The organism is Rubrivivax sp. JA1055 (assembly GCF_020966565.1).
In the GTDB taxonomy this organism is placed as follows: Bacteria; Pseudomonadota; Gammaproteobacteria; order Burkholderiales; family Burkholderiaceae_C; genus Rubrivivax; species Rubrivivax benzoatilyticus.
Map to the genome: position 1 here is coordinate 1,304,823 of NZ_JAJKFP010000006.1, position 14,650 is coordinate 1,319,472.

At 72.1% G+C, this 14,650-nt stretch carries 10 protein-coding genes; 4 read left to right on the forward strand and 6 right to left on the reverse strand.

The features are described from left to right. Window positions 1-6: 6 nt before the first annotated feature. A complete protein-coding gene (locus tag LOC65_RS15365) occupies window positions 7-3,654 on the reverse strand; it encodes a PAS domain S-box protein (RefSeq protein WP_230248153.1) in 3,648 nt (1,215 codons plus the stop codon). Window positions 3,655-3,888: 234 nt separating this feature from the next. Between LOC65_RS15365 and LOC65_RS15370 the strand changes: the two genes are divergently transcribed. After that, window positions 3,889-4,866: a GMP reductase gene (locus LOC65_RS15370; RefSeq protein ID WP_009857079.1), complete on the forward strand. Its 978-nt coding sequence runs from the start codon at window positions 3,889-3,891 to the stop codon at window positions 4,864-4,866. Window position 4,867: 1 nt separating this feature from the next. After that, window positions 4,868-6,472, forward strand: a complete 1,605-nt coding sequence (locus tag LOC65_RS15375; protein WP_230248154.1) for a diguanylate cyclase — start codon at window positions 4,868-4,870, stop codon at window positions 6,470-6,472. Window positions 6,473-6,479: 7 nt separating this feature from the next. On the opposite strand, the gene LOC65_RS15380 is transcribed toward LOC65_RS15375, so the two are convergent. After that, window positions 6,480-7,835 carry a S41 family peptidase gene (locus tag LOC65_RS15380; protein WP_230248155.1) on the reverse strand — a complete coding sequence of 452 codons (1,356 nt, stop codon included), beginning with the start codon at window positions 7,833-7,835 and terminating at the stop codon, window positions 6,480-6,482. Window positions 7,836-7,940: 105 nt separating this feature from the next. On the opposite strand from LOC65_RS15380, the gene LOC65_RS15385 reads away from it, so the two are divergent. After that, the gene (locus LOC65_RS15385) at window positions 7,941-10,775 is read left to right on the forward strand and encodes a valine--tRNA ligase (protein WP_230248156.1); all 2,835 of its coding nucleotides are present in this window, start codon (window positions 7,941-7,943) and stop codon (window positions 10,773-10,775) included. Here the strand turns inward: LOC65_RS15385 and LOC65_RS15390 are convergent. After that, window positions 10,717-11,691 (reverse strand): D-isomer specific 2-hydroxyacid dehydrogenase family protein, encoded by a 975-nt coding sequence (locus tag LOC65_RS15390; protein ID WP_230248157.1) that lies wholly within the window; start codon window positions 11,689-11,691, stop codon window positions 10,717-10,719. The genes LOC65_RS15385 and LOC65_RS15390 overlap by 59 nt on opposite strands. Before the next feature lie 88 nt (window positions 11,692-11,779). On the opposite strand from LOC65_RS15390, the gene galU reads away from it, so the two are divergent. Continuing rightward, entirely contained in the window at window positions 11,780-12,646 is an 867-nt protein-coding gene (gene galU / locus LOC65_RS15395; protein ID WP_009857074.1) for a UTP--glucose-1-phosphate uridylyltransferase GalU, read from the forward strand. Window positions 12,647-12,857: 211 nt separating this feature from the next. Here galU and LOC65_RS15400 read toward each other — a convergent pair whose 3' ends face one another. From LOC65_RS15400 to cysM, 3 genes are read right to left on the reverse strand one after another with little or no spacing between them, the layout of a single operon-like run. Further along, window positions 12,858-13,094 (reverse strand): sulfurtransferase TusA family protein, encoded by a 237-nt coding sequence (locus LOC65_RS15400; protein ID WP_009857073.1) that lies wholly within the window; start codon window positions 13,092-13,094, stop codon window positions 12,858-12,860. A gap of 11 nt (window positions 13,095-13,105) precedes the next feature. Continuing rightward, window positions 13,106-13,663 carry an NUDIX domain-containing protein gene (locus LOC65_RS15405; protein ID WP_230248158.1) on the reverse strand — a complete coding sequence of 186 codons (558 nt, stop codon included), beginning with the start codon at window positions 13,661-13,663 and terminating at the stop codon, window positions 13,106-13,108. 17 nt (window positions 13,664-13,680) lie between these two features. After that, window positions 13,681-14,601, reverse strand: coding sequence for a cysteine synthase CysM (gene cysM / locus LOC65_RS15410; protein WP_009857071.1), 921 nt, complete (start codon window positions 14,599-14,601; stop codon window positions 13,681-13,683). Between the last annotated feature and the right edge of the window lie 49 nt (window positions 14,602-14,650).

The following is a 14,650-nucleotide window of genomic DNA, read 5'->3' on the forward strand; positions in this document are numbered from 1 at the left end:
GGGATTCTAGGAGCCGCCCCCTGCGGCCAGCACCGTGGCCAGCGCCGGCACCAGGCGCTCGTAGGCGTCCTCCTTGGGCACGACGACACGCACGCCGGCCTCGGCGGCCTGGGCGTGCAGCGCATCGTCGACGAAGCCCGAGCACAGCAGCACCGGCAACGCCGGCGCCACCTGCACGATGCGGCGCGCGAGCTCGACACCCGAGGTGTCGGGCATGTTGTGGTCGGTGACGACGGCGTCGAAGCCGTCCGGCGAGCGCTCCAGCAGCGCCAGCGCCTCGCGGCCGGAGTCGCAGACCTGCACGCGGTAGCCGGCGCGGCGCAGCAGCTGGCCGTGCACCGCGGCGACGATCGGGTCGTCGTCGACGAGCAGCACGTGCGCGCCCGAGGCCGCGGGCCGAGGCGCCGCGGACGTGCCGACGACCGGCGGCGGCGCCGGCTCGGGGGCCTCGGGCGACGGCAGATAGACGTGGAAGGTGCTGCCGGCGTCGAGCCGGCTGTCGACGCGGATCGCACCACCGTGGGCCAGCACGATGCCGTGCACCACCGACAGGCCCAGCCCGGTGCCCTTGCCCACCGGCTTGGTCGTGTAGAAGGGCTCGAAGATGCGCGACAGCACGTCGGGCGCGATGCCGTGACCGTCGTCGCGCACCCAGAGATGGGCGACGGGGCCCTCGGCCAGCGCCGGCTCGCCCAGCGCGCGCGCCTGCGCGGCGTCGAGACGCTCCAGCCCCACCTCGACGCGGCCGCCGATGGCCGGCAGCGCATGCCAGGCGTTGGTGGCGAGATTCAGCAGCACCTGCTGCAGCTGGGTGCCGTCGACACGCACGGCCACCGGATCGGCGGGCAGCACGGCCTGCAGCTGCACGCCGGGCGGCACCATCGCGCGCAGCATGCCCAGCGTCTCCTCGATGACCGGCGCGGCCGGCTGCAGCGTCATCGCGCCGGTCTCGCCGCGGCTGAACTCGAGGATCTTGCGCACCAGCGCCACCGCGCGCAGCCCGGCCTGCATCGCCTGGTCCAGGTGTTCGTGCACCGGGCGCGACGCGGCCGCGTCCTCGCGCGCCAGCGTCAGCCGGCCGAGGATGCCGGCGAGGATGTTGTTGAAGTCGTGCGCGATGCCGCCGGCCAGCGTGCCGATGGCCTCCATCTTCTGCGTGTCGCGCAGCCGGCGCTCCAGGCGCTCGGCCTCGCGCCGCGCAGTGATGTCGGCGAAGGCGACGACGATGGACTCGAGCCGGCCGTCGTCGTCGACCAGCGGCACGGCGTTGCACAGCGCCCAGAGCTGGCGGCCGTCGGGGCGGCGCAGGCCGATCACCATGTCGGCGATGCGCCGGCCGCTGCGGCGCACGCGCGGCGCCGGCAGCTCGTCGTGCGTCAGCGGCTCGCCGAGTTCGTCGACGACCTGCCAGTCGGCCTCGGGACGATCGCGCAGCGCCTGCTGGTCGGCCAGCCCGAGCATGGCCAGCGCCGCGGCATTGGCCTCGCGCACACGCAGGTCGGGTTCGTGCACGACGACGCCGGTCATCAGGTTGTCCAGCAGCGCGCGCAACCTGCGCTCGCTGGCGCGCAGCGCCTCCTCGGTGCGCTTGAGCTCGCCGATATCGAAGGTGACGGCGAAGTGGCCGCAGACGGTGCCGTCGGCGTCGCGGTCGGGCAGCAGCGTGACCAGGGCGTGGCGCTGCTGGCCGTCGGCGGTCTTCATCGGCAGGTCGAAACGCACCGCCTCGCCGGCACGCACCCGGCGCAGGTAGGGCAGCCCGAAGCGGTGCAGCGGCTCGCCCAGCACCTCGGGAATGCTGCGGCCGACGACGGTCGCCGGGTCGAGCCCGAACCAGTCGCGGTAGGCGGCGCTGGCGAAGCGGTAGCGGCCGTCCAGGTCCAGCCGCGCCACCGGGCCCGGCAGCGCGTCGGTGATGCCGGCCAGCAGCCGCTCGCGCTCGCGCAGCGCCTGGCGGGCGACGTAGCGTTCGGTGACGTCGCTGAAGACGAGCACGACGCCGGTGACGCCGCCGTCGTCGCCGGGGATCGGCGCGGCGCTGTCCTCGATGTACAGACGCCGGCCGTCGCGCGCCAGCAGCGCCGTGTCGTTGGCCAGCGCGACGATGCGGCCGGTGGCGATGACCTGCTCGGCCGGGTTGGGCACCGGCTCGCCGGTGCGCTGGTTGACGATGCGGAAGACCTCGGTCAGCGGCCGGCCCAGCGCGTCGGCCTCGCTCCAGCCGGTCAGGCGTTCGGCCATCGTGTTCATGCGCGTGACGCAGCCGTCGCGGTCGGTGACGACGACGCCGTCGCCGATCGAGCGCAGCGTGATCGCCAGCCGGCGTTCGCTGGCCGCCAGCGCCTGCTGCTCGCGCATGCGGGTGTCGATGTCCAGCAGCGTGCCGGCCATGCGCAGCGGCCGGCCGTCGGCATCACGCTGCAGCACCTTGCCGCGGTCGAGCACCCAGATCCAGCGTCCGTCGGCGTGGCGCAAGCGGTAGAGCACCTCGTAGGCCGGGCTGCGGCCTTCGAGATGACGGCGCTCGGCCTCGAGCACCGAATCGCGGTCGTCGGGGTGCAGGCGCTCGATCCAGACCGCCCGCATGTCGCGGCCGTCGGACGGCGGCAGCCCGAGGATCTCGCACCAGCGTTCGTTGACGGTGCCGTGGTCGCGTGTCCAGTCGTTGTCCCAGAGCCCCAGGTCGGCGCCGCGCAGCGCCAGCGACAGGCGCTCGGACTGCACGCGCAGCTGTTCCAGCGCCAGGCGCTGGCGCCGCTGCATGACCACCAGCCCGGCCGCCACGAGCGCCGACACCAGCAAGAAGGCGGCGGCGGCCAGCAGCGTCTGCGTGCGCCAGGGCTCGAGCACCGCGTCGATGCGGCGGCTGGTGCCGAACTCGATGTCGCCGCCCAGCGGCAGCTGCGGCGCACGCAGCGTCGCCAGCGCGAACAGGCGCTCGTCGCCCGACAGCACGCTGCGCGCGCGCTGCACGCTCAGGTTGCGGCCGCTGCCGCGGTGGGCGGCGAACGCCGGGCTGCTGCGCGCCAGGTCGACGCCGGCCACCCCGGGCACCGGCGGCACGCTCAGCAGCAAGCGCCCGCCACCGTGCGCCAGCGACACCTGCATGTCAGGCGCGTAGCGCACCGCGCCGAGCACGGCCTCGGCGTGCGCGGCGTCGAGCTCGGTGCCGAGCCAGCCGCCGTCGGGCATCGTCAGCAGCATCAGCAGCCGGCGCCGGCCGCGCTCGTCCTCGTCGGGCGGCAGCAGGTACAGCAGGTCCGGGTCGCGTGAAGCCGGCAGCACCGGGACCGTCGCGCCGGCGGGGATGTCGCGGCTGGCGGCAAGCACGCGGCCCGCGGCATCCAGCCGGAGCACGTCGCCGACCTGGGGCGTGGCGGCGGCGAAGGCACGCAGCGGTGCGGCGCCGGTCGGGCCGGCAAGGCCGGAGCGCAGCGCGATCAACGCGGAACGCGTCGCGCCGACCTGCAGCGCCAGCACCTCGCGCACCGCGCTGGCCTGGTCGGCCAGGCGCGCGCCCTCCGCCTCCAGGGCGTCGTCACGTGCGCGGACCCGTGCCCAGGCAAGCACCAGCGCGACGGCCAGCAACAGCAACGCGAGCGCGATGCGCTCCTGCCGAAGCCGCTGGCCCAGCTCCTCGATGGCAGTGTTCATGGCGCTGACCGGCTCGCGTCCCGTCGTTCCGGTCCCTGGTCACCTCTGCCACGCAGCGTAACACGCAGGTCCTTCGGAGAACCCCGCGCCGCGCCCGCCGCGCGCCGCTGCGTAGAATCGGTCACCGGACTCGATTTCTTGCGTCCGGCTCTCCGGCCGCCGATTCAGTGCGCGCGCCGCCGCCGGCGCCCTGCAGCCGGGTCCATCGCCTCTCACGGATCACGGAGCCCGGCCATGGAAATCTTCGACTACGACAACATCCTGCTGCTGCCGCGCAAATGCCGCGTCGAAAGCCGCAGCGAATGCGACCCCTCGATCGTCTTCGGCGGACGCCGCTTCAAGCTGCCGGTGGTGCCGGCGAACATGAAGACGGTGCTCGACGAGACGATCGCCGAGATGCTCGCCGCGTCCGGCCACTTCTACGTCATGCACCGTTTCGACCTCGACAGCGTCGAGTTCGCGCGCCGCATGCGCGACAAGGGCCTGTTCGTGTCGATCAGCTCGGGCGTCAAGCCGCACGACCACGAGACCATCGACCGCCTGGCGGCCGACGGCGTCGGCGCCGACTACATCACGATCGACATCGCCCACGGCCACGCCGAGAGCGTGCGCAAGACGATCGAGCACATCAAGACGCGGCTGCCGCAGGCCTTCGTCATCGCCGGCAACGTGGCGACGCCCGAGGCCGTCATCGACCTCGAGAACTGGGGCGCCGACGCGACCAAGGTCGGCGTCGGCCCGGGCAAGGTCTGCATCACCAAGCTGAAGACCGGCTTCGGCACCGGCGGCTGGCAGCTGTCGGCGCTGAAGTGGTGCGCTCGCGTGGCGACCAAGCCGATCATCGCCGACGGCGGCATCCGCCACCACGGCGACATCGCCAAGAGCGTGCGCTTCGGCGCGACGATGGTCATGATCGGCTCGCTGTTCGCCGGCCACGAGGAGAGCCCGGGCCAGACCGTCGAGGTCGACGGCAAGCTCTACAAGGAGTACTACGGCTCGGCCAGCGACTTCAACAAGGGCGAGTACAAGCACGTCGAGGGCAAGCGCATCCTCGAGCCGATCAAGGGCCGCCTGGCCGACACGCTGCGCGAGATGCGCGAGGACCTGCAGAGCTCGATCAGCTACGCCGGCGGCAGCACGCTGGCCGACCTGAAGAAGGTCAACTACGTGATCCTCGGCGGCGAGAACGCCGGCGAACACCTGTTCATGTGACGTGAACACCCCGGCCGCCCAGGACAGCCCCGAAGCGGCCGACCGCGAGGCCGGCACGCTGCTCGCCGAGGCCGAGAAGCTCTACTACACCCGGCCGGCGCAGACGCTGCACCTGGCCGACCAGGCGCTGGCGCTGTCGGCCGCGCTGCCGCTGGCGACGCTGGCCGCGGCACGGCGTGTGCGCGGCCTGGGGCTGAGCTTCCTCGGCCGCCATGCCGAAGCGCTGGACGAGCTGCAGGCCGCTCGTGGCCTGGTGCCGTCCGGCGAACTGCAGCTCGAATGCCAGGTGCTGCGTGCGCTGGCCATCGCCTGCGACGAGGCCGGCGTGCTCGATGCCGCGCTCGAATGGGGCTCGCGTTCGGCCGAGATCGCCAGAACGCTGGGCGACCCCGTCCAGCTCGCCGGCACGCTGCTGAGCATCGGCGTCGTGCTGTCCAAGGGCGGCGATCCGGAAGCCGGCCTGGTGCAGTACCGCGAGGCGCTGGCGCTCTACGAGCGGGCCGGCGACGCCGCACGCAGCGTGCACGTGCTCAACAACATGGGCATCAACTGCAAGAACCTCGGCCGCCACGAGGAGGCGCTGCAGCACCTGCGGCAGGCGATCGAGATCGACGCCGGCCAGCCCGAGCCCGCGGGCGGCTGCGTCATCGCGCGGCTGAACATGGTCGAGCCGCTGCTCGCGCTGGCCCGGCGCGACGAGGCGCGCGCCGCGCTGGCCGAGGTCGTGCCGCGGGCCCAGGCGGCGGGCTACCCGAACGCCGAGTGTTTCGCCCTCGTGCTGCAGGGCGAGCTGCAGGCTGCCGACGGCGACGACGCCGGAGCCTGCGAGTCGCTGGAGCGTGCGGTGCGGATCGCGCTCGAACGCGGCAGCCGCCAGCACGTCGCACGCGCGCACAAGGCGCTGTGGGCGCTGCACAAGAAGGCCGGCCGCTTCGAGGCCGCGCTCGCGCAGCACGAGGCCTTCCACCAAGCCGAGCGCGCGCAGTTCAACGAGGACTCCGACCGCAAGCTGCGCGCGCTGCAGGTGCAGTACGACGTGGCCCGCGCGCGCCACGACGCGGCGATGGCCCGGCTGGAGAGCGCGCGCCTGGCCGAGCAGACGCGCACCGACCCGCTGACCGGTGTCGCCAACCGGCGCCAGCTCGACGAGCGCCTGCGCGACGAGTACGCGCGCGCCGCACGCCACGGCCACGCGCTGGCGGTGGCGATGATCGACATCGACGACTTCAAGCGCATCAACGACCGCCACGGCCACGCCGCCGGCGACGCCGTGCTGCGCGAGGTGGCGACGCTGCTGCGCGCGCACTGCCGCGACATCGACCTCGTCGCACGCTACGGCGGCGAGGAGTTCTGCGTCGTCTTCGTCGAAGCCTCGGCCAACGACGCGCTGCGCGCCTGCGAGGCGATGCGTGCGGCCGTCGAGGCCCACGACTGGTCGGCCGTCGCGCCGGAGCTGCAGCGCGTGACGCTGTCGACGGGCCTGGCCGAACGCGAGGAGGCCGACGGCCGCCAGGCGCTGGTGGCCGCCGCCGACGCCCGGCTCTACGAGGCCAAGCGCAGCGGCAAGAACCGCGTCGTGCCCGGCGCCCAGGCCGCAGCGGCCTGAACGCGCTTCAGCGCGCGATCATCCCGCGGCGCTCGTCGGGCTCGGGGGCGTGCCAGCCGCCGCGGCGCAGCGACTGCACACGCGCCGTGGCGCTGGCCGGGCAGGCGCCGGTGTCGGCATAGGTGGCCGCGGCCGCCAGCAGCGGCTCGCTGGCGCCGCCCAGCGGGCGCGTGAAGTCTTCGGCCACGGCGCAGGTCGGCGCGAAGCCGTCGAAGTAGCGCCCTTCGTAGCGGGCGTTGACGGACTCGAAGTTGACGACGCTGTAGGTGCTGCCGCAGCCGTCGTCCTCGGGCAGGAAGCCGACGGGCTTGCCGCAGGTGGTGTCGCCGATCGCCACGACCTCGATGCCGACGCCGCGCAGGCCGTTGATGACCTGCTCGCTGGCCGAGCAGGTGCGCGGGCCGACGAGCACGAACACACGCGACACGCCGGCTGCGGCGGCCGGGTTCTGGAACAGGAAGCTCTGGTTGCTGCCCGGGTGGCGGTCGTTGTAGAGCAGCCGGGCGTAGGCCTGGCCCGCCTTGGCGGCGCCGGCGACGTAGGACGCGACCGTCGTGCCGACCGACACCAGGCCGCCGCCGTTGTAGCGCAGGTCGAGCACGACCTCGTCCACGCCGGCGGCGGCAAACGACGAGAAGGCCTGGGCCAGCGGCGTGTTGACCTGCGAGATCATGTCCTTGACGACGACGTAGCCCAGCTTGCGCCCGCCGGGGGTCGTCAGCGTCGTCGTCACCGGCACCGGCGCCAGCGCGTACTCGGAGGCCGTGACGCTGACGTCACGCGTCGCGCCGTCGCGGCGCAGCACCAGCGCCAGCGTGTCGCCGACGGCGTTGGCGGTCAGCACCGAGAAGCTGCCGTCGCTGATCAGCGCCGCGGCGCCGACGCCGTTGATCGAGACGATCTCGTCGCCGCGCACCACGCCGCGCCGCGCCGCGTCGGAGTTCGGCTCCACCGCCCGCACGTACAGCGGCTGGTCGGGGCGGCCCTCGACCTCCAGGCCGGCGACCGACAGGCCGTAGCCCATCATGCGGCCCTCGCCCCAGAAGCGGTTGAAGTCGGCGGTGCTGTCGACGTAGCTCCAGCGGTCGGCCGGGAAGTCGGCGCTGCTGCCGGTGTACAGCAGCGCGTCGAAGTAGCCGTCCACGGTCGTGTAGCCGGCCGGGTCGGGACGCGGCGAGATCCGGTACCAGAAGTACCAGTCGGCCATGTAGTCGCGCAGCCAGACCTGGCGCGAGCGCACGCTGCACTCGCCGCCGGTGTCGCCGCCGCCCCCGCCGCCGCAGGCCGCCAGCAGGGCGGGCAGCAGCGCCAGCGCGGCGCGGCGCAGGACGGTGGACGACGACACACGGACGGTCTGGCTCAAGGCGGATCTCCTGGGGGCGGCAACCTACAATCCCGATCTTCCCCCAATCGTCCGCCCGCGCGCGCCGTCCGTGCGCGCCGCGGCGTCCTTCCGCCGACGAGCCCCATGCCCGAACTCGCCAAGTCGTTCGAACCCGCCGCCATCGAAGCCCGCTGGGCCCCGGTCTGGGAATCCAGCGGCGCGCACGCGCCGACGCTGGACACCGCCAAGCCCTCGTTCTGCATCCAGCTGCCGCCGCCCAACGTCACCGGCACGCTGCACATGGGGCACGCGTTCAACCAGACGATCATGGACTCGCTGACGCGCTACCACCGGATGCGCGGCTTCAACACGCTGTGGGTCCCCGGCACCGACCACGCCGGCATCGCCACGCAGATCGTCGTCGAGCGCCAGCTGCAGGCCGTCGGGGAGTCGCGCCACGAACTCGGCCGCAAGAACTTCGTCGCCCGCGTCTGGGACTGGAAACATGCCTCGGGCGCGACGATCACGCGCCAGATGCGCCGCCTCGGCGACAGCGTCAGCTGGGACCACGAGTACTTCACGATGGACGACAAGCTCTCGCGCGTCGTCACCGAGACCTTCGTGCGCCTCTATGAAGAAGGCCTGATCTACCGCGGCCAGCGCCTGGTGAGCTGGGACCCGGTGCTGCAGTCCGCGGTCTCCGACCTGGAGGTCGCCAGCGAAGAGGAAGACGGTTTCCTCTGGCACATCCGCTACCCGCTGGAAGACGGCTCGGGCAGCCTGGTCGTCGCGACGACGCGGCCCGAGACCATGCTCGGCGACACCGCGGTGATGGTGCACCCCGAGGACGAGCGCTACACGGCGCTGATCGGCAAGCGCGTGAAACTGCCGCTCACCGAGCGCACGATCCCGGTCATCGCCGACGCCTACGTCGACCGCGAGTTCGGCACCGGCGTCGTCAAGGTGACGCCGGCGCACGACGCCAACGACTGGGCCGTCGGCCAGCGCCACGGCCTGCCGTCGATCGGCGTGCTGACGCTGCAGGCGACGATCAACGACAACGCGCCCGAGGCCTACCGCGGCCTGGACCGCTTCGAGGCGCGCAAGCGTGTCGTCGCCGACCTGGAGGCCCTGGGCCTGCTCGTCGAGACCAAGAAGCACCGCCTGATGGTGCCGCGCTGCGAACGCACCGGCCAGATCGTCGAGCCGATGCTGACCGACCAGTGGTTCGTCGCCGTCAACAAGCCCGGCGCCGACGGCAAGAGCATCGCTGCCAAGGCGATCGACGCCGTGTCCTCGGGCCAGGTGCGTTTCGTGCCGGAGCAGTGGGTCAACACCTACAACCACTGGATGAACAACATCCAGGACTGGTGCATCAGCCGCCAGCTCTGGTGGGGCCACCAGATCCCGGCCTGGTACGGCACGGGCGGCGAGATGTTCGTCGCACGCAGCGAGGAAGAAGCGCGCGAACGTGCCGCGGCGGCCGGCTACACCGGTGAGCTCAAGCGCGACGAGGACGTGCTCGACACCTGGTACTCGTCGGCGCTGGTGCCGTTCTCGACGCTGGGCTGGCCCGACAAGACCGTCGAGCAGGACCTGTTCCTGCCGTCGTCGGTGCTCGTCACCGGCTTCGACATCATCTTCTTCTGGGTCGCCCGGATGATCATGATGACGACGCACTTCACCGGCAAGGTGCCGTTCCGCGACGTCTACATCCACGGCCTGGTGCGCGATGCGCAGGGCAAGAAGATGAGCAAGAGCGAAGGCAACGTGCTCGACCCGGTCGACCTGATCGACGGCATCGAGCTGCCGGCGCTGCTGGACAAGCGCACCACCGGCCTGCGCCGCCCCGAGACCGCGCCGCGTGTGCGCAAGGAGACCGAGAAGGAGTTCCCGGCCGGCATCCCCGGGTTCGGCGCCGATGCGCTGCGCTTCACGATGGCCAGCTACGCCAGCCTGGGCCGCAACATCAACTTCGACGCCAAGCGCTGCGAGGGCTACCGCAACTTCTGCAACAAGCTCTGGAACGCCACGCGTTTCGTGCTGATGAACTGCGAAGGCCTGGACTGCGGCCTCGGCGAGCAGGCCGACGCGGCCTGCGCCAGCGGCAGCTGCGGCGAGTACATGACGTTCTCGCCGGCCGACCGCTGGATCGTCAGCGAGCTGCAGCGTGTCGAGCAGGCGGTGGCCCAGGGCTTCACCGAGTACCGCCTGGACAACGTCGCCAACACGATCTACGCCTTCGTCTGGGACGAGTACTGCGACTGGTACCTCGAGATCGCCAAGGTGCAGATCGCCACCGGCGACGCCGCCGCGCAGCGCGCGACGCGGCGCACGCTGATCCGCGTGCTCGAGACCGTGCTGCGCCTGCTGCACCCGATCGCGCCGTTCATCACCGCCGAGCTGTGGGACACGGTGGCGCCGGTGGCCGGCCGCAAGGTGGCCGACTCGGTCGCCGGCGCGCCCTACCCCGTCGCCCAGCCGGAGAAGATCGACGCTGCGGCCGACGAGTGGGTGGCGCGGCTGAAGGCCGTGGTCGGCGTGGTGCGCAACCTGCGCAGCGAGATGAACCTGTCGCCGGCCGAGCGTGTGCCGCTGGTCGCGTTCGGCGACGCAGGCTTCGTCGAGCAGGCCGCACCGCTGCTGAAGGCGCTGGCGCGCCTGGCCGAGGTGCGTGTGCCGGCCGACGAGGCGGCCTTCGCCGCCGCGACGCAGACCGCGCCGGTGGCGCTGGCCGGCGGCCTGCGGCTGGCGCTGCACGTCGAGATCGACGTCGAGGCCGAACTCGCCCGCCTGGGCAAGGAGATCACGCGGCTGGAAGGCGAGATCACGAAGGCCCGCGCCAAGCTCGCCAACGAGAGCTTCGTCGCGCGTGCGCCGGCGGCCGTGGTCGAGCAGGAAAAGGCGCGGCTGGACGGCTTCACGCAGGCGCTGGACCGCCTGCAAGCCCAACGAGCACGTCTGGCACCGTCTCGCTGAACGCCGCCTGGGGGTCGGCGAGCCCCAGCAGCGAATCCAGCCGGCGCACCAGCGCCCAGGCGCCGCGGGCCCGCGCCTCGCGTGTCGAGGGCGCGAGCCGCGGCGTGACGTGCAAGGTGTCGACCTCGCTCAGCGGCCGCCCGGGGTCCAGCCAGCCGGGTTCCAGCCGGTCGAACCAGGCCGCGGCGATGCGCCCGCTCTTCAGCGCCGCAGCCAGCGCCGCCTCGTCGAACAGCGCCGCGGGCGACAGGCAGACCATCACCTGGTCACGCTTGCAGCTCTCGAGCAGGCGCTCGCCGAGCAGGCCGTGATAACGCGAGTAGTAGGCGAGCAGCACGACGACGACGTCGCAGGTCTCGAGCAGCTCGACCAGCGGCACCGGGCGGATGCCGGCCTGGCGCCAGGCGAGATCCGAGGCGTGCAGCGCCGGGTCGTAGCCGACGACGCGCGCGCCGAAGTTGCCGGCCAGCTGCGACAGCAGCCGCGCCGTCGGCGACATGCCGACGATGCCCACCGTCGACGACGACAGCTCGCGGCCGACGAAGACGCCGTGACCCTCGTGCACCGGCACGCGGCGCAGCAGCTGCAGCATCGCGGCGGTGGCGAACTCGGCCTCAGCCACCGACCCCGCGCCGGCCGGCTGCACGACGGCGATGCCGGCGCTCTCGCAGGTGATCAGGTCGATCGTGCCGGGGCCGCCCTCGAGCCGGCCGACCGCACGCAGCCCCGGCGCGGACAGCAGCAGGCGCGCGTCCATCGCCATCGTCGGCGGCACGACCACGGCCCGGGCCCGGGCGAGCAGCGCCTCGAAACGGCGAGGGTCCGAAGCCAGCGACGGGTCGAGGTGAACGGCACGTCGCTTGCCAAGCCAGTCGAGCGCCCGCTGCTCCAGCGGCTCGACGATCAGCACTTCCATGCAAAGACAGGCACTGACATGGGCCGAAGTCGGCTCGGCGGGTCGCGTGCCAGAATGAAATTCGAATCAACTCATTCTATGTAACCAAATGTTGGTCAAGAAGGCAATATTCCCGGTCGCCGGCCTCGGCACGCGATTCCTTCCGGCGACCAAGGCCCAGCCCAAGGAGATGCTGCCGGTCGTCGACAAGCCGCTGATCCAGTACGCCGTCGAGGAGGCCTATGCCGCCGGCGTGCGCGAGATGATCTTCGTCACCGGCCGCCACAAGCGCCCGATCGAGGACCATTTCGACATGACTTTCGAGCTCGAGGTGGCGCTGGAGCAGGCGAACAAGAAGGAGTTGCTGGAGGTCGTGCACAGCGTCAAGCCCGACGACATGGAGTGCATCTACGTGCGCCAGGCGCAGGCGCTGGGCCTGGGCCACGCGGTGCTGTGCGGCCGGCGCCTCGTCGGCAACGAGCCGTTCGCGGTGCTGCTGGCCGACGACCTGATGGTCGGCGAGCCGCCGGTGCTCCAGCAGATGGTCGAGCAGTTCGGCGAGTGGCGGGCCTCGATCCTGGCGGTGCAGGAAGTGCCGCAGGAACAGACGCGCCGCTATGGCATCGTCGACGGCACGCCGGTCAACGACCGCCTGGTCGACGTCACGCGCATCGTCGAGAAGCCGGCGCCGGCCGAGGCGCCGTCGCGGCTGGGCGTGGCCGGGCGCTACATCCTGACCCCGGGCGTGTTCCACGAGATCATGACCCAGCCGCGCGGCGTCGGCGGCGAGATCCAGCTCACCGACGGCATCGCCAGCCTGCTGCGGCGCGAGAAGGTCTTCGCCTACCGCTACGAGGGCAAACGTTTCGACTGCGGCAGCAAGGAAGGCTTCCTGCAGGCCAACGTCGAGCTGGCACTGGCGCACCCGGAGCTGGGCCCCGGCTTCCGCGACTACCTGCGCGGACTGGAGCTGTAAGAGACGGCGGGCGCCGCCACAGCCGGCCCGCGTGAGATCGCGGCGGGACCGGGGTCAGGTCTCATGAGACCTGACCCCCCTTTAGCGCGAGACCGGCGGGGGTCCGGGGTCAGGTCTCACGAGACCTGACCCCGTCTCATGACCCCGTCTCAGCGCGAGACCTGACCCCGTCTCACAGCGCGAGACCTGACCCCGTCTCAGCGTGACCCCGTCAGCGGCGGCGCAGCCAATGCACGAACTCGGCGCCCTCGGCATGCTGGTCGACGAGTTCGTTGCCGGTCTGGCGCGAGAAGGCCTGGAAGTCGCGCATCGACCCCGGGTCGGTGGCGACGACCTTGAGCACCTCGCCGCTGCTCATCACGGCCAGCATCTTCTTGGCCTTGAGGATGGGCAGCGGGCAGGTGAGCCCGCGGGTGTCGAGTTCCTTGTCGAAAGGCAGGGCGTCCATCGCGCCGGATTCTAGGCCGCTGGGGCCGCGTCATCGCGCGGCGGCCAGTCGATGAACACCGGCTCGTGACCACGCGAGCGCAACCAGTCGGCCAGCGCGTAGCCGGTGCCGGCGGGCCAGCAGCGCACCTCGGAAGGCTCGAACAGCCGGTACTCGGCGAGTTCGGGCGAAAGCCGGATCTCGCCGCGCGCCGTCGCGTGCCAGGCGATGATGACCTGGTTCAGGCGCTGGAAGTCGTAGACGCCGACCAGTTCCAGCCGCTCGACCGTGAGGCCGGTCTCCTCGGCGACCTCGCGCCGGATGCCGTCCTGGGCGCTCTCGCCGGCCTCCATGAAGCCGGTGATCAGCGCGAACAGCCGCCCCGACCAGGCGGCGTTGCGCGCCAGCAGCAGCCGGCCGCCGCGGTCGGCGCACTCGACGATCGCCGCCAGCACCGGCGTCGGGTTGTTCCAGTGGGTCCAGCCGCAGGCCGGGCAGCGCCGCCGCGCCTTCGGGCCGCCGTCCTCGTCCAGCGTGATCCAGGCCAGCGCCGTGCCGCACTGCAGGCAGAAGCGGGCTTCGTCGCCCATGGGGGCGGCGACGGCGTTCAAGCCGGGAAGACGCCGGTGGACAGGTAGCGATCGCCGCGGTCGCAGACGATGAAGACGATGGTCGCGTTCTCCACCGTGCGCGCGATCTGCAGCGCCACCCAGCAGGCGCCGGCCGCCGAGATGCCGCCGAACAGCCCTTCCTCGCGCGCCAGGCGGCGCGCCATGTCCTCGGCGTCGGCCTGGCTGACGAGCACCGTCTCGTCGACCGCCGCCGGGTCATAGATCTTCGGCAGGTAGGCCTCGGGCCACTTGCGGATGCCGGGGATGCGCGAGCCCTCGGCCGGCTGGGCACCGACGATGCGCACCGCCGGATTGCGCTCCTTCAGGTAGCGCGAGACGCCGGTGATCGTGCCGGTGGTGCCCATCGCGCTGACGAAGTGCGTGATGCGCCCGCCGGTCTGCTCCCAGAGCTCGGGGCCGGTGCTCTCGTAGTGCACACGCGGGTTGTCGGCGTTGGCGAACTGGTCGAGCACACGGCCCTTGCCGTCGTGCTGCAGGCGCTCGGCGAGATCGCGCGCGTACTCCATGCCGCCGGAGCGCGGCGTCAGGATGAGTTCGGCCCCGAAGGCCTTCATCGTCTGCGCACGTTCGATCGACAGGTCCTCCGGCATGATCAGCACCAGCCGGTAGCCGCGGATCGCCGCGGCCATCGCCAGCGCGATGCCGGTGTTGCCCGAGGTCGCCTCGATCAGCGTGTCGCCGGGCTTGATCTCGCCGCGCTCCTCGGCGCGCCGGATCATGCTGATCGCCGGGCGGTCCTTGACCGAGCCGGCCGGGTTGTGGCCTTCCAGCTTGCCGAGAATGACGTTGCCGCGGGCGGCGTTGTCGTCTCCGGGCAGGCGCTGCAGGCGCACCAGCGGCGTGCGGCCGATCGCGTCTTCCAGGGTCGGGTAGGCCGGTGCGGCCGTTGAATCCATCGTCGTCGCTCCTCGGCAGACATTGTGGCAGCGCCGGCGCCCGGCCGCC

Bases quoted from the DNA above. Each gene is read 5' to 3' on its own strand.
- LOC65_RS15365 (WP_230248153.1), bottom strand. From the start codon at position 3,654: ATGAACACTGCCATCGAGGAGCTGGGCCAGCGGCTTCGGCAGGAGCGC.
- LOC65_RS15370 (WP_009857079.1), top strand. From the start codon at position 3,889: ATGGAAATCTTCGACTACGACAACATCCTGCTGCTGCCGCGCAAATGC.
- LOC65_RS15385 (WP_230248156.1), top strand. From the start codon at position 7,941: ATGCCCGAACTCGCCAAGTCGTTCGAACCCGCCGCCATCGAAGCCCGC.
- LOC65_RS15390 (WP_230248157.1), bottom strand. From the start codon at position 11,691: ATGGAAGTGCTGATCGTCGAGCCGCTGGAGCAGCGGGCGCTCGACTGG.
- galU (WP_009857074.1), top strand. From the start codon at position 11,780: ATGTTGGTCAAGAAGGCAATATTCCCGGTCGCCGGCCTCGGCACGCGA.
- LOC65_RS15400 (WP_009857073.1), bottom strand. From the start codon at position 13,094: ATGGACGCCCTGCCTTTCGACAAGGAACTCGACACCCGCGGGCTCACC.
- LOC65_RS15405 (WP_230248158.1), bottom strand. From the start codon at position 13,663: ATGGGCGACGAAGCCCGCTTCTGCCTGCAGTGCGGCACGGCGCTGGCC.
- cysM (WP_009857071.1), bottom strand. From the start codon at position 14,601: ATGGATTCAACGGCCGCACCGGCCTACCCGACCCTGGAAGACGCGATC.